Annotated in this window: 16 protein-coding genes; 7 read left to right on the top strand and 9 right to left on the bottom strand. The window is 70.1% G+C overall.

What is annotated here, in order from left to right; genetic code table 11:
* On the top strand, positions 1 to 930 hold the full coding sequence (locus O7629_RS17050; RefSeq protein WP_278170310.1) for a deoxyribonuclease IV: 930 nt from the start codon (positions 1 to 3) through the stop codon (positions 928 to 930).
* A gap of 170 nt (positions 931 to 1,100) precedes the next feature.
* Here O7629_RS17050 and O7629_RS17055 read toward each other — a convergent pair whose 3' ends face one another.
* From O7629_RS17055 to O7629_RS17065, 3 genes are read right to left on the bottom strand one after another with little or no spacing between them, the layout of a single operon-like run.
* The gene (locus O7629_RS17055; RefSeq protein ID WP_278174563.1) at positions 1,101 to 2,123 is read right to left on the bottom strand and encodes a GntG family PLP-dependent aldolase; all 1,023 of its coding nucleotides are present in this window, start codon (positions 2,121 to 2,123) and stop codon (positions 1,101 to 1,103) included.
* A gap of 31 nt (positions 2,124 to 2,154) precedes the next feature.
* On the bottom strand, positions 2,155 to 3,561 hold the full coding sequence (locus O7629_RS17060; RefSeq protein WP_278170312.1) for a 3-deoxy-7-phosphoheptulonate synthase class II: 1,407 nt from the start codon (positions 3,559 to 3,561) through the stop codon (positions 2,155 to 2,157).
* Between the two features lie 10 nt (positions 3,562 to 3,571).
* Positions 3,572 to 4,186, bottom strand: coding sequence for a hypothetical protein (locus O7629_RS17065; RefSeq protein ID WP_278170313.1), 615 nt, complete (start codon positions 4,184 to 4,186; stop codon positions 3,572 to 3,574).
* A gap of 312 nt (positions 4,187 to 4,498) precedes the next feature.
* Here O7629_RS17065 and O7629_RS17070 point away from each other — a divergent pair, with 312 nt between their 5' ends.
* The 4 genes from O7629_RS17070 to yicI are packed head-to-tail and all read left to right on the top strand — an operon-like array spanning position 4,499 to position 9,979.
* Positions 4,499 to 5,809 carry an extracellular solute-binding protein gene (locus O7629_RS17070; RefSeq protein ID WP_278170315.1) on the top strand — a complete coding sequence of 437 codons (1,311 nt, stop codon included), beginning with the start codon at positions 4,499 to 4,501 and terminating at the stop codon, positions 5,807 to 5,809.
* Between the two features lie 60 nt (positions 5,810 to 5,869).
* Positions 5,870 to 6,817 carry a sugar ABC transporter permease gene (locus O7629_RS17075; RefSeq protein ID WP_278170316.1) on the top strand — a complete coding sequence of 316 codons (948 nt, stop codon included), beginning with the start codon at positions 5,870 to 5,872 and terminating at the stop codon, positions 6,815 to 6,817.
* A gap of 1 nt (position 6,818) precedes the next feature.
* The gene (locus O7629_RS17080; RefSeq protein WP_278170317.1) at positions 6,819 to 7,673 is read left to right on the top strand and encodes a carbohydrate ABC transporter permease; all 855 of its coding nucleotides are present in this window, start codon (positions 6,819 to 6,821) and stop codon (positions 7,671 to 7,673) included.
* 23 nt (positions 7,674 to 7,696) lie between these two features.
* Positions 7,697 to 9,979 (top strand): alpha-xylosidase, encoded by a 2,283-nt coding sequence (gene yicI / locus O7629_RS17085; protein ID WP_278170318.1) that lies wholly within the window; start codon positions 7,697 to 7,699, stop codon positions 9,977 to 9,979.
* Here yicI and O7629_RS17090 read toward each other — a convergent pair.
* Positions 9,945 to 10,628, bottom strand: a complete 684-nt coding sequence (locus O7629_RS17090; RefSeq protein ID WP_278170319.1) for a TetR/AcrR family transcriptional regulator — start codon at positions 10,626 to 10,628, stop codon at positions 9,945 to 9,947. The two genes, yicI and O7629_RS17090, sit on opposite strands and share 35 nt — an antisense overlap.
* A gap of 264 nt (positions 10,629 to 10,892) precedes the next feature.
* On the opposite strand from O7629_RS17090, the gene O7629_RS17095 reads away from it, so the two are divergent.
* Both O7629_RS17095 and O7629_RS17100 read left to right on the top strand, forming a co-directional pair.
* Positions 10,893 to 11,798 carry an ABC transporter permease gene (locus O7629_RS17095; protein WP_278170320.1) on the top strand — a complete coding sequence of 302 codons (906 nt, stop codon included), beginning with the start codon at positions 10,893 to 10,895 and terminating at the stop codon, positions 11,796 to 11,798.
* Complete coding sequence (locus O7629_RS17100; RefSeq protein WP_278170321.1) at positions 11,791 to 12,591, top strand: ABC transporter ATP-binding protein; 801 nt, start codon at positions 11,791 to 11,793, stop codon at positions 12,589 to 12,591. Before O7629_RS17095 ends, O7629_RS17100 begins: the two co-directional genes overlap by 8 nt.
* 69 nt (positions 12,592 to 12,660) lie before the next feature.
* Here the strand turns inward: O7629_RS17100 and O7629_RS17105 are convergent, their stop codons facing one another.
* From O7629_RS17105 to O7629_RS17125, 5 genes are all read right to left on the bottom strand, one after another.
* Positions 12,661 to 14,274 (bottom strand): glycosyl hydrolase family 18 protein, encoded by a 1,614-nt coding sequence (locus tag O7629_RS17105; protein WP_278170322.1) that lies wholly within the window; start codon positions 14,272 to 14,274, stop codon positions 12,661 to 12,663.
* A 158-nt stretch (positions 14,275 to 14,432) separates the two neighbouring features.
* The gene (locus O7629_RS17110; protein ID WP_123602715.1) at positions 14,433 to 14,783 is read right to left on the bottom strand and encodes a DUF2203 domain-containing protein; all 351 of its coding nucleotides are present in this window, start codon (positions 14,781 to 14,783) and stop codon (positions 14,433 to 14,435) included.
* A 385-nt stretch (positions 14,784 to 15,168) separates the two neighbouring features.
* A complete protein-coding gene (gene proC / locus O7629_RS17115; RefSeq protein WP_278170324.1) occupies positions 15,169 to 15,987 on the bottom strand; it encodes a pyrroline-5-carboxylate reductase in 819 nt (272 codons plus the stop codon).
* A 143-nt stretch (positions 15,988 to 16,130) separates the two neighbouring features.
* Positions 16,131 to 17,159, bottom strand: a complete 1,029-nt coding sequence (locus O7629_RS17120; protein WP_278170326.1) for a 6-phosphofructokinase — start codon at positions 17,157 to 17,159, stop codon at positions 16,131 to 16,133.
* Between the two features lie 177 nt (positions 17,160 to 17,336).
* The gene (locus O7629_RS17125) at positions 17,337 to 17,843 is read right to left on the bottom strand and encodes a polyadenylate-specific 3'-exoribonuclease AS (protein WP_278170328.1); all 507 of its coding nucleotides are present in this window, start codon (positions 17,841 to 17,843) and stop codon (positions 17,337 to 17,339) included.
* Between the last annotated feature and the right edge of the window lie 78 nt (positions 17,844 to 17,921).

The raw sequence follows: 17,921 nt of genomic DNA on the forward strand, positions 1-17,921 counted from the left end.
ATGCCGGTCGACGGTTCCGCCGGGCACCGGCCGGTCGGCTCGCACACGCCCACCTCGGGCGGGCTGGCCCGAGCCGCACTGCCGTACGCCGACGCGGCCGCCTCCGAGGTGGTGCAGGTGTACGTCGGCAACTCGCGCGGCTGGGCGATGCCCGACGGCGACCCGGCCCAGGACGTGGCGTTCCGCGACGGCTGCGCCGAGCGTGGGCTGCGCGCGTACATCCACGCCTCGCTGCTGGTGAACCTCGGCTCGCCGACGACCGCCACGGTGGAACGCTCCGCCGCGACCCTGGCGCACGCGCTGCGCCGGGGCCGGGCGATCGGCGCCGAGGCGGTCGTCTTCCACGCCGGCAGCGCCGTCGACGACGGCTACGCCGACACCGCGATGCGTCAGGTACGGGAGGCGCTGCTGCCGTTGCTGGACGCCGCCGAGGCCGCCGGCGGACCGATGCTGCTGGTGGAGCCGAGCGCTGGCGGTGGCCGGTCGCTGGCGTCCCGGGTCGAGCACCTGCGGCCGTACCTCGCCGCGGTGGACTGGCATCCCCGGATGGGGGTCTGCTTCGACACCTGCCACGCGTGGGCCGCCGGGCACGACGTGGCCGGCCCGGGTGGCATGACGGCGACGATCGACGCGCTGGTCGACGCCGTCGGGGCGGACCGGTTGCGGCTGGTGCACGCCAACGACTCCCGCGACGGTTGCGGGTCCACCCGGGACCGGCACGAGACGATCGGCGCGGGCATGATCGGCGAGGCGGCGTTCGCCGAGTTGATGCGGCATCCGGCCACCGCCGGCGTGCCGGTGCTGGTCGAGACGCCGAGCGAGAAGCACGTCGGGCACGCCGCCGACATCGCGACGCTGCGTCGCCTGGCCGAGGTGGCGGACGGCCCGGCCGGGCTGGTGGCCGTCCGCCAACCGTCGTCAGCGCGCTGACCCGAGGTCAGGTGCGAAGCTTGCGGTATGCCCGCGCGGCGAGCGGGGCGAAGATCGCGGTGATCAGCAGCGGCCAGCACGGCGAAGCGCAGCCGCAGCAGCCCGACGCAGCGGTCCTTCCGCTTCGGCCTGGACCGGATCGTCGACGGGCTGCAGCGCCTACTTGAGCGCTAGCGACGCAGAATGGTGCCCAGCACCTCGCCCGCCCGGTCCACCGCCGCGTCGTCGACGTCCAGGTGGGTGACCAGCCGGGCGGCGGTCGGCCCGACCACCGACACCAGCACCCCGTCGGCCCGGGCCGCCTCGGCCAGCGCCGGGGCGGCCAGCGGGGTCTTGGCCAGGTCGAGACCGACGATGTTGCTGCGCACCTGGTCCGGGCGCACCACACCGTACGGCTCCAACGTCCGCGCGAGTCGGGCCGCCCGCACATGGTCGTCGGCGAGCCGGTCCACGTGGTGTGCCAGGGCGTACCGCCCGGCGGCGGCGAGCACCCCGGCCTGACGCATCCCGCCGCCCATCCGTTTACGCAGGACGCGAGCGGCCGCGACCCGTTCGGCGCTGCCGACCAGCACCGAGCCGGCCGGCGCGCCGAGCCCTTTGGACAGGCACACCGACAGGGTGTCGAACATCGCGCCGTAGTCGGCCAACGGCACACCGTCGGCGACGTGCGCGTGCCAGATCCGGGCACCGTCGCAGTGCAGCGCCACCCCGGCGTCGGCGGTGACCGCCCGCAGCCCACGCAGCACGTCCAGCCCGATGATCTGTCCGCCGGAACGGTTGTGGGTCTGTTCGACGGCGACCGCCCGGGTCGGCACCGCGCCGTACCCGGCCGGCCGGATCATCGCCGCGACCAGGTCGGGGTCGAGGTCGCCACCGACCGGCGGCCAGGTCCGTGAGGAGATCCCGCCGTACGCGGCGGCAGCACCGACCTCGTAGGTGACCACGTGTGCGTCGGCGTCGCAGAGCAACTCGCCGCCGGGCGGCACCAGGGTCTGCAGGGCGACCTGATTGGCCATCGAACCGGTCGGAGCGAACAGCGCCGCCTCGTGGCCGAACATCGCGGCGACCTCGGACTCCAACGCGTTGACCGTCGGGTCCTCGCCGTACACGTCGTCGCCGACCTCGGCCGCGGCCATCGCCGCCCGCATCCCCGGCGTCGGCCGGGTGACGGTGTCCGACCGCAGGTCGACCACCGGCCGGACGGCGCTGCCGGACGGGGTCGGCTCAGCCACGGAGCATCTCCGCGACCAGGAAGGCCAGCTCCAGGGACTGCTGGGTGTTGAGCCGCGGGTCGCAGGCGGTCTCGTACCGGTCCGGCAGGTGGATGTCCTCGATCGCCTGGGCGCCGCCGAGGCACTCGGTGACGTCCTCGCCGGTCAGCTCAACGTGCAGACCACCGGGGTGGGTCTGCAGACCCCGGTGCACCTCGAAGTAGCCGAGCACCTCGTCGACGATGCGGTCGAAGTGGCGGGTCTTGTAGCCGTTGGACGACTCGTGGGTGTTGCCGTGCATCGGGTCGCACTGCCACACCACCCGGGCGCCAGCGGCGGTGACCTTCTCGACGATCGGCGGCAGCGCGTCGCGGACCTTGTGGTTGCCCATCCGGCTGATCAGCGTGAGCCGGCCGGGAATGTTGTCCGGGTTGAGCTTCTCGCACAGCTCGAGGGCCTGCTCGGGACTGGTGCCGGGGCCGAGCTTGACGCCGATCGGGTTGGCGATGCGGGAGATGAAGTCGATGTGCGCGCCGTCAATCTGCCGGGTCCGCTCGCCTACCCACAGGAAGTGTCCGGACAGTCCGTAGGGGCGGTCGCCGGAGATCCGGGTCAACGCCCGGTCGTACTCCAGCGCGAGCGCCTCGTGTGAGCAGTAGAGGGTGACGGTCCGCAACGCCTCGTCGTCGGTCATCCCGCAGGCCTGGATGAACGCCAGCGCCCGGTCGATCTCCCGGGCGATCGCCTCGTAGCGTTCGCCGGCCGGGGACCGCTTGACGAAGCCCTTGTTCCAGTCGTGCACCGCGTGCAGGTCGGCCAGCCCACCGGCGAGGTAGGCGCGGAGCATGTTCATCGCGGCGGCGGAGTTGGCGTACGCCCGGATCATCCGCTGCGGGTCGGCGACCCGGGCCTGCGCCGTGGTGTCCAGCGAGTTGATCATGTCGCCGCGGTACGCGGGCAACCCGAGCGCGTCGGTCGGCGACGAGCGGGGCTTGGTGTACTGACCGGCGACCCGGGCCACCTTGACCACCGGTAGCGACGCGCCGTACGTCAGCACCACCGCCATCTGCAGGATGGTGCGGGCGTTGGCCAGCAGATGGCTCTCGGTGTTGTCGGTGAAGGTCTCGGCGCAGTCGCCGCCCTGCAGCAGGAAGGCCTTGCCGTCACAGACCAGCGCCAGCCGCTCCCGCAACTGGTCGACCTCGTACGGGGCGACCACCGACGGGACGTTGCCCAGCACCTGGCACACCTCGTCGACCGCGGCCGGATCCGGCCAGGGCGGTGTCTGTGCCCGGGGCAGGCCGCGCCACCGGTCCAGCCCGAACGCCTCGTCCTCGACCGAGTCGGCGGCGGGACGGCTGGTCTGCAGGCTCGGGTGCCCGACCGACGGATAGCTCAACTGATGCCATTCTTGGCCCATGGCCAAAAGCCTAGTCCGGCGGCGCGGCGGCGGACCCGCCGGCCGGGGCGGTACCCGGCGCACCTGCCGGAGCGGCATCGACGTCGACGTCGACGTCACCTGGACCGGTGTCGCCGGGCTGGTCTGGCGTCGCGGTCTCATCGTGGATGCACCAGCCGCCGTCGCCGCTGCCGGCCGGCGTCACGGTGAACACGAGACTGACCCGGAGCGTCTCCGACCCGGCCCGGAGCGTGGTGGATCCGACGGCAGCGGTGACGGTGGCGGTGACCTCGTGGCCGACCGGGACCGGCCGGGAGGCCACGATCTCCGCCCGCTCCACCATCAACGACTCGGCGAAGTCGCCGTTGGGGCCGGTGGCGCTCGCGTCGAAGATCTCCTGCGTCGCGGCGCAGAGCTGGGCGCGCCCTTTGTCGAGGTCCTTGGCGACCATCGCGTCGAGGTAGTCCTGCACCAGCCGCCGGGACTCTTCGGCACCGACGGGCACGTCCGTCCCGGTCGGTCCCGGTTGTGGTTGCGGGCTGACGGTGCAGCCGGTGGCCGTCGATGTCAGCAGGGCCAGGGCGCCGACGGCCATGCCGCGGGCTGGTAGCGCCCGGGTCCGCATCCGCAGCGCGCTGGTCCGCATCCCGTTCCTCCCGTACCGCTGGCCGCCGTCGCCGCAGGCCACCACCAGCCGCCGAGTCTACGACCGGGCTGGCAGTAACTGATCCGTCGAGGGATTGACATGCCGTCGACACAGTCGTAGCTTCCTTGTCGAATCGCTTCGTCGAAGCGTTTCGACAACCGAATTCGTCTCCCCCTCCACCGATCAGCCGCGTTCGAGACCCCGCCGTCAGCGGGCAGCCTCACCGCGGTCCGTGACCTTCACCCGACCCCTGTCCCCGTGGCGGCGCCTGCACCGCGCCGCCCCTGCGGCACACCCGCGAGGAGGCTGGAAGTGTTCCGTCAACCGAGAACAAGCACCCGCACCCTGATAGCCGCCGTACTCACCGCCACCGCCCTGACCCTGTCGGCCTGCGGCGCCGATGCCGACGACAGCGGCGACGGCAGCACCCTGCGCCTGTGGCACTACGAAGGCGCCAACAGCGCCATGGGCATCGCCTGGGCCGAAGCCATCAAGCAGTTCGAGGCCAGCCATCCCGGCGTCACCGTGGTCTACGAGGAGAAGGGCTTCGAGCAGATCCGGCAGAACGCCGGCATGATCCTCAACTCCGACCAGGGACCGGACATCCTGGAGTACAACAAGGGCAACGCCACCGCCGGCCTGCTGTCCAAGCAAGGGCTGCTCACCGACCTCAGCGACGTGGTGGCCGAACGCGGCTGGGACGAGATGATCTCGCCGAGCGTCGCCACCACCTGCCGGTACGACGCCAACGGGGTGATGGGTGGCGACACCTGGTACGGCATCCCCAACTACGGCGAATTCGTGATGGTCTACTACAACAAGGACATGTTCGCCGAGTACGACCTGTCGGTGCCCACCACCTTCGCCGAGTTCGAGGGCGTCCTGGACACCTTCGTCGACAACGGCGTCACCCCGATCTCGGTCGGCGGCGCCGAGTACCCGGCCCAGCAGATCCTCTACGAGTTGGCGTTGACCCAGGCCGACCGGTCCTTCGTCGACGACTTCCAGCTCTACGCCAACCCGGTCGACTTCCACGGTCCGGAGTTCAGCTACGCGGCCACCACGTTCGCCGAGTGGGTCGACAAGGGCTACATCGGCGCCGACTCCGCCGGCATCAAGGCCGAGGACATGGGCGTCGCCTTCACCCAGGGCAGCTTCCCGATCATGATCTCCGGCAGCTGGTGGTACGGCCGGATGAGCGACGAGATCACCGACTTCGAGTGGGGCACCTTCCTCTTCCCCGGCAGCGACCTGCACCCCGGCTCCGGCGGAAACATCTGGGTGGTGCCGAGCAACGCCAAGAACAAGGACCTCGCCTACGACTTCATCGACATCACCATGCAGCCGGACATCCAGAACCTGCTCGGCGAGTCCGGCGGGGTGCCGCTGGCCGCGGACCCGGCCGCGATCACCAACCCGAAGGCCAAGGAGCTGATCGAGAACTTCAACACGCTCAACGACTCCGACGGGCTGGCCTTCTACCCGGACTGGCCGGCACCGGGCTACTACGACGTCCTGGTCGCCGGGGTCCAGCAGCTGATCAACGGCAGCAAGTCGCCGGACGAGGTGCTCGACGAGATCGCCAAGCCGTACAACGACAACCTGGCCAGCATCGGCGAGTGAGCGACGACCGTGCGCCGGGGACGCCGGTCCCCCGGCGCACGGTCCGCTCCGGGAGGTTCCATGGCTAAGCCGCTCACCCGCCCTCACCCCCGTACCCGCGCCGGCGCGGGCGCCCGGAAAACGGACTACGGATACGTAGCCTTCCTGCTCCCCGGGATCGTGCTGTTCCTCGCCGTGATCGTCGTGCCGCTGCTGATGAACATCGGGATCAGCTTCACCCGGTGGTCCGGCGTCGGGACGCCGGAGTGGATCGGGTTCGACAACTACGACCGGTTGCTGCACGACACCAACTTCTGGATCTCGTTTCGCAACATCGGCTTCATCATCCTCGCGATGGCGGTGCTGCCGACGCTGCTCGGCCTGTTTCTCGCCGCGGTCCTGTTCGACTACGTGGCCAAGCGGATCGGCCCGCGTACGGCGAGCGTGTTCCGCTCCGGGCTGTACCTGCCGCAGGTGCTGCCGGTCGCGGTGACCGGCATCGTCTGGGGCTGGATCCTGCACCCCAGTTACGGTGCGCTGAACTCGATCCTGGACCGCGTCGGTCTGGGTGCCCTCGCCCAGAACTGGCTCGGTGACCCGGCGTACGCCCTGCTCAGCGTCATGGCGGTGATGGTCTGGTTCCAGCTCGGCTACCCGGTCGTGATGTTCATGGCAGGTCTGCAACGGGTCGATCCGGAACTCTACGAGGCGGCCGACCTCGACGGCGCCGGCTGGTTCCAGCGGTTCACCCGCATCGCGGTGCACCAGATCAGGCCGGAGATCTACGTCGTACTGGTCACCACGACCATCGCCGCGCTGAAGATCTTCGGGCAGATCTTCGTGCTGACCCGGGGCGGCCCGGGCAACGCCACCCTGGTGCCGTCGTACTTCGCCTACCAGAACTTCTTCGAGAAGGCCGACGCCGGATACGGCTCGGCGATCGCCACCGTACTGACCGCCATCATCGTCGTGCTGACCTACCTGTTCCTGCGGATCCAGACCCGCGACGAGCGCCTGGAAGGGAGCTGAGATGGTCGCCGCCACAACTGCCCGGCGCGGCCGGCCCGGCCGGCTGACCGCCTCGACCGTCCTGATCGGCCTGACCGTACTCACCCTGCTGGTGCTGGCACCGTTCCTGGTCGTGGCGCTCAACGCGGTGAAGGCGCCGGCCGAGTACGCCGCCAACGGTCCGCTCTCCCTGCCCGGCGAGCTCTACCTGCGCGGTATCGTCGACTTCTGGTTCCGGGTCGACTTCGGCGAGAAGCTGTGGAACAGCTTCCTGATCAGCGCCACGGTCGCCGTCGGCGCGGTGGTGATCTCGGTGCTCAACGCGTACGCGATCGGCATCGGTCGGATGCGCGGACGACTCGCCTTCCTGATGTTCTTCCTACTGGCCAACCTGCTGCCGCAGGAGGCGCTGGTCTACCCGCTCTATTATCTGTCCAAACAGGTCGGACTCTACAACAGCCGGATCGCGGTCATCATCATCTTCACCGCGATCCAGGCGGCGTTCGGCACCTATCTGCTCTCCTCGGTGTTCCGCGACTTTCCGCGACAGTTGCTGGAGGCCGCCGCGATGGACGGGGCGGGCAAGTGGCGGGTGCTGTGGAAAGTAGTCGTTCCGACCAGCTGGCCGACCCTGTCGGTGCTGTTCACCTTCTTCTTCATCTGGACCTGGAACGAGTTCTTCCTGCCGCTGATCTTCCTGATCTCCAACGACAAGCAGACGGTGCCGGTGGCGCTCGGCGTACTGCAGGGAGACCGGATGATGGACGCCACCACCACCAGCGCGTCGGCGCTGCTCGGCATCGTGCCGGCGGTGCTGTTCTTCCTCATCTTCCAGCGCACCCTGACCCGGGGTGTGCTGGCCGGCGCGGTCAAGTAGGACCTGACCCGAGAGAGGGTTCGATGAAATTCAGCAACGGATACTGGCGGATGCGTGACGGCGTACGGCCGCTCTATCCCGCGCAGGTGCACGACGTCGAGGTCGAGCCGGCGGCGTTGACCGTGTACGCCCCGACCCGGCGGATCACCGGTCGCGGCGACACCCTCAACCAGCCGCTGCTCACCGTACGCTGCACCTCCCCCGCCCCAGACGTGATCTCCGTCCAGGTGGGGCACTTCCTCGGCCGGCGGCCCCGGCATCCGGACTTCGCCCTGGCCACCGAGCCGGACACCGACGTCCAGGTGACCGACGGCGCCGAGCACGCCAGCATCACCTCGGGTGAGCTGACCGCCCGGTTCGCCCGGGGCGACGGCTGGCGGCTGGAGTTCGTGGCCGCCGACCGGGTGCTCACCGGCAGCGGCTACAAGAGCATGGCCGCGCTGGACACCGACGACGGGTCGTACGTGCGGGAACAGCTCAGCCTCGGCGTCGGCGAGACGGTGTACGGACTCGGTGAGCGGTTCGGCCCGCTGGTCCGCAACGGCCAGGTGGTCGACATCTGGCAGGAGGACGGCGGCACCAGCAGCGAGCAGGCGTACAAGAACGTTCCGTTCTACCTCACCACCGGCGGGTACGGGGTGTTCGTCAACCACCCCGGGCTGGTCTCGTTCGAGGTCGGCTCCGAGGTGGTCTCCCGGGTGTCGTTCAGCGTCGCCGGGCAGAGCCTGGAGTACCTGGTCATCTACGGCCCGACGCCGCACGAGATCCTGCGCAAGTACACCGCCCTGACCGGCCGTCCGGCCCTGCCGCCGGCCTGGTCGTTCGGGCTGTGGTTGAGCACCTCGTTCACCACCTCCTACGACGAGCAGACGGTGAGCTCGTTCATCGACACCATGGCGGAGCTGGAGCTGCCGCTGTCGGTGTTCCACTTCGACTGTTTCTGGATGCGCGAGTTCCACTGGTCGAACTTCGAATGGGATCCGCGGGTCTTTCCCGAACCCGAGCTGATGTTGGAGCGGCTACGCAAGCGGGACCTGAAGATCTGCGTGTGGATCAACCCGTACATCGCGCAGCGGTCGGCGCTGTTCGCCGAAGGGGCGGCGCGGGGCTACCTGGTCCGGACCGCCGACGACGACGTCTGGCAGTGTGACCTCTGGCAGGCCGGGATGGGTCTGGTCGACTTCACCAACCCGGACGCCCGACGCTGGTACGCCGACAAGTTGCGGGCGTTGCTGGACATGGGCGTCGACGCGTTCAAGACCGATTTCGGGGAGCGGATCCCGACCGACGTCATCTGGCACGACGGCGCCGACCCGGAACGGATGCACAACTACTACACGCACCTGTACAACCAGACGGTGTTCGACCTGCTCCGGGAGCACCGCGGCGAGGGCGAGGCGGTGCTGTTCGCCCGGTCGGCGACCGCTGGCGGGCAGCAGTTCCCGGTGCACTGGGGCGGTGACTGCGAATCCACCTTCGAGTCGATGGCGGAGAGCCTGCGCGGCGGCTTGTCGCTGGCGATGTCCGGGTTCGGCTTCTGGAGCCACGACATCGGCGGTTTCGAGGGCCGGCCGGCACCGGAGGTGTTCAAGCGCTGGATCCCGTTCGGGCTGCTCTCCTCGCACAGCCGGTTGCACGGCAGCCAGACCTACCGGGTGCCGTGGACGTTCGACGAGGAGGCGGTCGACGTACTGCGGATCTTCACCCGGCTCAAGGCGCGGCTGATGCCGTACCTGTTCGGTCAGGCGGTACTGGCCCACGCCGAGGGGATCCCGGTGATGCGTCCGCTGGTCGCCGACTTCCCGGACGACCCGGCGGTGACCCACCTGGAGCGGCAGTACCTGCTCGGGGACAGCCTGCTGGTGGCGCCGGTGTTCCGGGCCGACGGGCAGGTGGATTTCTACCTTCCGGCCGGCACCTGGACCCACCTGCAGACCGGCGAGGAGATCACCGGCCCGGGCTGGGTGCGCCGGACGGTCGGGTTCGACCAGGTGCCGGTGCTGGTGCGCCCCGGCACGGTGCTGCCGCTCGGGGCGAACGCGGACCGACCGGACTACTCGTACGCCGACGGGGTGACCCTGGCGGTGTACCAGCTCGCCGACGGGCAGCAGGTGCAGGTGTCGGTGCCGGCGCTGGACGGGTCCGAGGCCGCCAGGTTCGTGGTCGCCCGGCACGGCACGGCGGTCACCGCGGACCGGGTCGCCGGGCCGGCCCTGCCGTGGCGGGTGCAGCTGGTCGGCCACGGCGAGGTCCGAGAGGTGGCCGCCGACATCAGCCGGTGGCAGGGGGAGCTGACGGACCGGTAGCCGGGTTGGCTGCCCGGCTGCCCGCCGGGTCGGCCGCCGGGTCGGTTGCCGCCCCGGCGGTGAGGGCGGCGGCGACCGAGGCGGCCAGCCGGGCGACGTAGCCGCGCGGCAGCGGGGTACGGGCCACCGCGAGCCGCCAGTAGAGCGGGCCGACCATCAGGTCGACGACGAAGTCGGGATCGGTGTCGGCGGGCAGTTCGCCCCGCCGCACCGCCCGGTTCGTCACCAGGGTGCCGATCCCCCGCTGGTTGTCGCGCAGGGCTGCCTGCAGGGTCTGCGCGATCGCCGGGTTGCGGGCCGCCTCGGCGAGCAGGTCCGGCACGATCTGCCCGGCCAACGGATGACGCAACGCCCGGGCCGCGATGGTCAGCACCAGCTCGAGGTCACCGCGCAAGGTGCCGGTGTCCGGCACGGCGGTCACCCCGAGGGCGACCTCGGAGACGATCCCGATGACCATCTCCAGTTTCGAACCCCACCGCCGGTAGACGGCGGTCTTGCCGACCCCGGCCCGGCGGGCCACCGCTTCGATCGACATCCTGCCGTAGCCGACTGCGGCCAGTTCCTGCAACGCGGCAGCCCGGATCGCCTGCGTCACATCCTCCCGCAGTACCGCCGCGCCCGCCGGCGGTCGCTTTCCGTCGCCCTGCATTCGAGCCAGTGTAACCGCACGACGATACGGTTGCGTATCGTCGTTGCCTCCCCTACCGTTTCCGTCAGGACGCGACGGTATCGTTCCGTGCCATCGGACATGAAGATGAGAAGCCGGACATGAACCGGCCTCACCGGTCCGGCACCACCCGTGCCAGCGGGTCGCGCGGCACCGTCGTCGCGGCGTCCGGGACGAGAGGTACCCGTCGGAGAGGGGCGCGGGTGTGCACGAGCGGCAGCGTTGGCTGATGGAAGGACAGATCGGATGCGGCAGCCAACCAGTGGCACGACCGTGACGCTGGAACCGGATAGCGGGCCTACCCTCGCCGAGCTGGCCCGACAACACGGCCTGGCGGTGAGCGGTGCCCGCCCGTCGCTGGGTGCCTACGTCAAGCAGTTGTGGTCGCGGCGGCATTTCATCTGGGCGTACTCCAACGCCCGGCTGATCGCCATGTACACCAACGCCCGGCTGGGCCAGATCTGGCAGGTGATCACCCCGCTGGCCAACGCCGGGGTGTACTTCCTGGTCTTCGGGCTGCTGCTGGGCACCGACCGCGGCATCGACAACTACATCGCGTACCTCTGCACCGGGATCTTCATCTTCACCTTCACCCAGCAGGCGGTGACCACCTCGGCCCGGTCGATCGGCGACAACATGAACCTGATCCGGGCGGTGCACTTCCCCCGGGCCAGCCTGCCGTTGACCTCGGTGCTGGTGCAGTTGCAGCAACTCGCCCCGTCGATGACCGTGCTTGCGGTCATCATGCTGGCCACCGGTGAGGGGATCGACTTCAGCTGGCTGCTGCTGATCCCGGCGCTGCTGCTGCAGACGCTGTTCAGCGGCGGGCTGGCCATGATGGTGGCCCGCTGGGCGGCGCGCACCAGTGACCTCTCCCAACTGCTGCCGTTCGTGATGCGGACCTGGCTGTACTCGTCCGGCGTGTTCTACAGCATCGACCGGTTCACCGGCGACCTGCCCGGCTGGGTGGTCACCGTGCTGCAGTTCAACCCGATGGCGGTCTACATCGACCTGGTCCGCTACGCGTTGATGGACTCGATGGGCAGCCCGCCCGGGTACCTGTGGCCGGCGGCCGGCGGTTGGGCCGTGCTGATGGGTGTGGTGGGCTTCATCTACTTCTGGCGTGCCGAGGAGGAGTACGGCCGTGGCTGACCTGCTGGACGCACCGGCTTCCGGGGCCGACACCCGGGTGCCCACCGTGATCGTCGACAACCTGCACGTCGTCTACCGGATCAACACCGGCGGCGGTGGGCGCAACAGCCCGGTCGCGGCGCTGCGGCGGATCGCGACCCGCAAGCAGGCCCCGACGGTACGCGAGGTGCACGCCATTCGCGGCGTCAGCTTCGTGGCGCACCGTGGCGAGGCGATCGGGCTGATCGGCAGCAACGGCTCCGGCAAGTCGACCCTGCTGCGTGCGGTGGCCGGCCTGCTGCCGCCGCGCCGGGGCAAGGTCTACACCCAGGGTCAGCCGTCCCTGCTCGGGGTGAACGCCGCCCTGATGAACGACCTGACCGGCGAGCGTAACGTCGTGCTCGGTTGCCTGGCGATGGGAATGAGCCCGGCGGAGGTGCGGGCGAAGTACGACGGGATCGTACAGTTCTCTGGCATCAACGAACGGGACGATTTCGCGTCGCTGCCGATGCGGACCTACTCGTCGGGTATGGCGGCCCGACTGCGGTTCTCGATCGCCGCGGCGAAGAGCCACGATGTGCTGATGATCGACGAGGCGCTGGCCACCGGCGACGCCGCGTTCCAGCGGCGCAGCGAGGAACGGGTCCGTGAGCTGCGGGCCGAGGCCGGGACCGTCTTCCTGGTCAGTCACAGCAACAAGTCGATTCTGGACACCTGTGAGCGCAGTATCTGGCTGGAGTCCGGCGTGATCCGCATGGACGGGCCGAGCACCGAGGTGGTCAAGGCCTACCAGGAGTACGCCAACCGCAGGTGACCCGAGCCGGGTGTCCGGGGGCGGCGTACCCGCCGCCCCCGGACACCCGTGCGGGTGGTGGTTTCAGCCTCAGCCGAGACCGTTGCGGATCGCGGTGACCAGTTCACCGTTGCCGGTGTCGCCGGACAACTCCCAGAAGAACGCCCCGCCGAGGCCCTGGCCCCTGGCGTAGTTCATCTTGCCGCCGATGGTCGCCGGGGTGTCGTAGCTCCACCAGTTGTTGCCGCACTTGGCGTACGCGGTGCCGCCGACGGTGCCGGTCGCCGGGCAGGTGTTCTTCAGCACCTTGTAGTCCTCGATGCCCTGCTCGTAGGTGCCCGGTGCCGGACCGGTGGCGGTGCCACCCGGAGCGCTCTGGCTGACGCCGGTCCAGCCCCGACCGTAGAAGCCGATGCCGAGCAGCAGCTTGTTCGCCGGGATGCCCTTGCTCTTCAGCTTCTGGATCGCCGCGTCCGACCAGAAGCCCTGCTGCGGGATTCCCGGGTACGAGGTCAGTGGCGAGTGTGGGGCGGTCGGTCCCTGCGCGTTGAAGGCGCCGAAGTAGTCGTACGTCATCGGCATGATCCAGTTCAGGTCGCCGACCGCTCCGGCGTAGTCGGCCGCATCGATCTTGCCGCCGTTGCTGCCGTCCGCGGTGATCGCCGCGGTCACCAGCGCGCTCGACCCGAACCGGTCACGCAGTGCCGAGATCAGGTTCCGGAACGCCGCAGGACCGCTGGAGTCGCAGGTCAGGCCACAGGCGTTGGGGTACTCCCAGTCGATGTCGATACCGTCGAACACGTCCGCCCAGCGTGGGTCCTCGACCAGGTTGTAGCAGGACTCGGCGAACGCGGCCGGGTTCTGCGCGGCCTGGGTGAAGCCGCCGGACCAGGTCCAGCCGCCGAACGACCAGATCACCTTCAGGTGCGGGTACATCGCCTTGAGCTTGCGCAGCTGGTTGAAGTTGCCCCGCAACGGCTGGTCCCAGGTGTCGGCGACCCCGTCGACGCTGTCCGCGGCGGTGTACGCCTTCTCGTAATCGGCGTAGCTGTCCCCGATGGCGCAGCGCCCACCGGCGGTGTTGCCGAAGGCGTACATGATGTGGGTCATCTTCGCCGCCGACCCGCTCGTGTGGATGTTGCGCACGTGGTAGTTGCGGGCGTAGACCCCCCACTGGGTGAAGTAGCCGACCACCTTCTGCCCACCGGGCGGCGGTGGCGGAGTCGTCGGCGGTGGCGTGGTGGGCGGCGCGGTGGTGGGCGGCGCCGTCGTCGGGGGCGGCGCGGTGGTCGGTGCCGGGCCACCGGCACAGGAGACCCCGTTGATGGTGCAGTTCTGCGGTGCCCGGAATGCGCCGGTGCCGATGTAGCCCCAGCTGAACGATGCTCCCGGCGCGAGGCCACCGGCCCAGCTCTTCTTCACCGCGGTGTACCGGTTGCCGCTGCGCGTCACGTCGGCGTCCCAGAAGCTGCTGATGGTGGTGCCGGCCGGCAGGTCGAACTCGATCCGCCAGGTGCCGACGGTGGCGTCGGAGCCGTTGGCGACCGTCACCCGGACCTCGTGTCCGGTACCCCAGTCGGAGCTGGCGACGAAGCTGGCGGAGATGGTGCCGGCGCCGAACGCCGCGGTGACCGGCACCGCCGCCGCGGCCGTCACCACGGCCAGCGCCCCGGCCCAGACGGCGCGGCGCAGTGATCTTCTCATCAGGCGTCTCCCCATTTAGTTAGGAAACTTTCCATAAAGTGCCTGAGACGCTACTCACACATCGACCAGTTCGTCAAGATGTCGATATCTCGATGGCTGCGCGACCCCGGCCAGGCGTCGTCCGACAGCACCGGGGAACCGCGCGGACGAAGCCGGGCTCAGATCCGGCGTCGGCCGGAGAACCCACACTCCAGGCGGTGGTACCAGCGGATCTCGCCGTCGCCTTCCAGCCAGCACCACAGGACCGGACGGTCGTCCAGCTCGCCCGGGAAGTCGAGCAGCACCGGGGCGACGCCCTTGACCTGGATCTCCTGCTCGTTCAGCTCGTCGAGAATCCCGTAGATCCGCGCTTCCAGCCCTTTCACCTCGGCCAGACCGCCGTGCGGGCTGTCCGATCCGGCCGCCAGATCCGCCCGCAACTCAGCCAGGTCCGCGCGGAGTAGGACCAACTCGTCGATCCGTGGACGGAGGGTTGCCATCAGGTGGCGGGCCTGGGCGAGGGTGAACACGTTCGCCAGTATGGTCCATCACCACCCGTCGTGGGTCGACCGGTCGCCGGAGGACTGCGGCCGACCGTCACGCGAGGCCGCTGGGCTGCGGCCGACCGCCCGGCGCGGCCACTGACCCGGACGGCTGCCCCGGGCCGCCGCCGGTCGCCGTGCGCCGGCGGCGGCACTGGGCGCGTCGGCGGAACGCGCCCGTCAGCCGGCCGCAGGGGGGCAGCCAGGGCCGGCTGTCGACGTCGCCGCAGGGGAAGTCACGATACGACGCCGGTACGGCGGTCGCCCAGTGCCGGCGGACCTCGTTCCCGTCGAGCCACCTACGACCACCTATGTCGCAAACGGTAGCCACACCGACACGTTCGGCGGAAGAGGGTGAGCGTGAATGAATACCTCAGCCGTGCTGCGCGGCCAGCTCCCGGGCGCGGTCGCGGGCCGCTTCCAGGGCGGCGAGCAGCGCCGCCCGGACCCCGTGGTTCTCCAGCTCGCGGATGGCCGAGATGGTGGTGCCGGCCGGCGAGGTGACGGCCTCACGCAGCTTGACCGGATGCTCGCCGGAGTCCCGCAGCATCACCGCCGAACCGATCGCCGTCTGCACGATCAGGTCGTGCGCCACCTGGCGGGGCAGCCCGAGCAGGATTCCGGCGTCGATCATCGCCTCGACCAGCAGGTAGAAGTAGGCCGGGCCGGAGCCGGACAACGCGGTGACCGCGTCCTGCTGGGTCTCCGGCACCCGGATCGTGACACCGAGCGGCTGGAACATCTCCTCGGCGAGGGCCAGATGCTCGGCGGTGGCGTGCCGGCCGGCGGAGATGGCGGTCATCGCCTGATCCACCAGCGCCGGGGTGTTGGTCATCACCCGTACCACCGGGGTGCCGTCCGGTAGGCGGCGGGCGAAGAACTCGGTCGGTAGTCCCGCGCAGAGCGAGACGACCAGCTTGTCCGCCGGCACCTTGGGGCCGATCTGGTCCAGCAGGGTGGCGGCGTCCTGCGGCTTGACCGCCACGGCCAGCACCTCCGCCTCGGCCACCGCGGTGTGGTTGTCCACCACCGACACGCCGTAGCGCACCGCGATGTCCTCGGCCCGCTCCCGCCGCCGAGTCGTCGCCAGCAGTTGATCGGCCGGCCAGCCGGCCCGCAACAGGCCGGAGAGGACCAGCTCGCCGATCTTGCCGGCGCCGATCACGGCCACCTTGTGCGCGCCGGGAGGCATCCGTACGTCATCCTCTCTCGAACCGAACCGAACCGAACCGAACCGGTGACCGACCGGGACCGAATCGCGCCGGACCGGACCGTGACGGACCGGGCGGAGCGGCGCCCTGGCGGGAGCCGCTCATCCCGGCCCGGAACGGGTGGTCAGCTGCCGAAGAAGACCTCGGCCTCGGTGTAGCGCTCCAGCGGGACGGTCTTGAGCTCCCGGGTCGCCTCGGCCAGCGGCACCCGGACGATGTCGGTGCCCCGGATACCGACCATCTTGCCCCAGTCGCCGTCGTTGGCGGCGTCGATCGCGTGCAGGCCGAGCCGGGTGGCGAGCACCCGGTCGAAGGCGGTGGGGGTGCCGCCGCGCTGGATGTGCCCCAGCACGACGGTCCGGGCCTCCTTGCCCGTCTTGGCCTCCAGCTGCTCGGCGAGCCACTGGCCGATGCCGCCGAGCCGGACGTGGCCGAAGGAGTCGAGCTCCTTGTTCTGCAGGACCATCTGGCCCTCCATCGGGTGGGCCCCCTCGGCGACCACCACGATCGGGGCGTACTGCTTCTGGAACCGCTTCTCGACGTAGGTGGCGACCTGCTCCACGTCGAACTCGCGCTCCGGCAGCAGGATCACGTTCGCCCCACCGGCGAGGCCGGCGTGCAGCGCGATCCAGCCGGCGTGCCGGCCCATCACCTCGACCACCAGGGTGCGGTGGTGGCTCTCGGCGGTGGTGTGCAGCCGGTCGATGGCCTCCATCGCGATGTTGACCGCGGTGTCGAAGCCGAAGGTGTAGTCGGTGGCGCCGAGGTCGTTGTCGATCGTCTTCGGCACGCCGACCACCTGCACGCCGAGTTCGTGCAGCTTGGTGGCGACGCCGAGAGTGTCCTCGCCGCCGATCGCGACCAGGGCGTCCACGCCCTGGGACGCCAGGTTCTCCTTGATCCGCTCGACCCCGCCGTCGATCTTGAACGGGTTGGTCCGGGACGAACCGAGGATGGTGCCGCCGCGGGGCAGGATGCCCCGGACCTCGTCGATACCGAGAGGCCGGCTCAGCCCCTCCAGCGGTCCGCGCCAGCCGTCGCGGAATCCGATGAACTCGTGACCGTAGCTGGCGACGCCCTTGCGCACCACCGCCCTGATCACTGCGTTCAGGCCGGGGCAGTCGCCGCCGCCGGTGAGCACGCCGATACGCATGATCCGCTCATCCTCCAGGAAACTGTGCGGTAGACCCACTCGAGCCCCAGGAACGAAGTCCGGTCAGACCGTCGGCATCGTTGCCGGCCCGGGGCGGGCCGTCAGTGCGCACTTTATCGGCCCGACCGGCGACCGGGCGAGCAGACCCCGAGGATCACCGGACCGTCGCTGGCCCGGTCACCGCCGGTAGGCCCGGCTGATCACCTGCCAGCGGGCAAGGTTGTGGCGTGCGTCGACGAGCGCGTCGTGCCGGTCGGCGGCCGACGCCGGCAGCTCCGGCCGACCGGCGTCGTCCCACCGCTGCCGCAGGTCCTTGGTGAACCGGGGAATCTCCCGGGGCAGGGCCGGCATGGCCCCCCACAACTGGGCCAGCGCCACATGATCGTACGCGGCGTACCAGGCCCACAGCTCCAACTCGGTGGCCGAACCGTCGCGCAGCGGCGCGACCAGGAACGCGTACAGCTCGTCGCGGATCCGCGCCCGGGACCGCCAGGCCGGATCGGCCGGTGACGGCAGCTTGTCGAGCACGTGGCGACGCACCCACGGCACCGCCCGGGCACCGTCGAACTCCGTGGAGACCGCGTAGAACTCCCGGCCGTGCTCGTCGACGACACCGATCGAAACCAGATCGACGAGGCGCCCGTCCTCGATGAACTCGCAGTCGTAGAAGTAGCGGTAGATCATTACCGCCATCCTCGCCGATACCGGAGATAGACCCCCATCGGGGTACCGGCCGGAGCGTCGCCGTCGACCGGCTCGCTC

It is taken from the genome of Solwaraspora sp. WMMD792 (assembly GCF_029626105.1).
Classification (GTDB): domain Bacteria; phylum Actinomycetota; class Actinomycetes; order Mycobacteriales; family Micromonosporaceae; genus Micromonospora_E.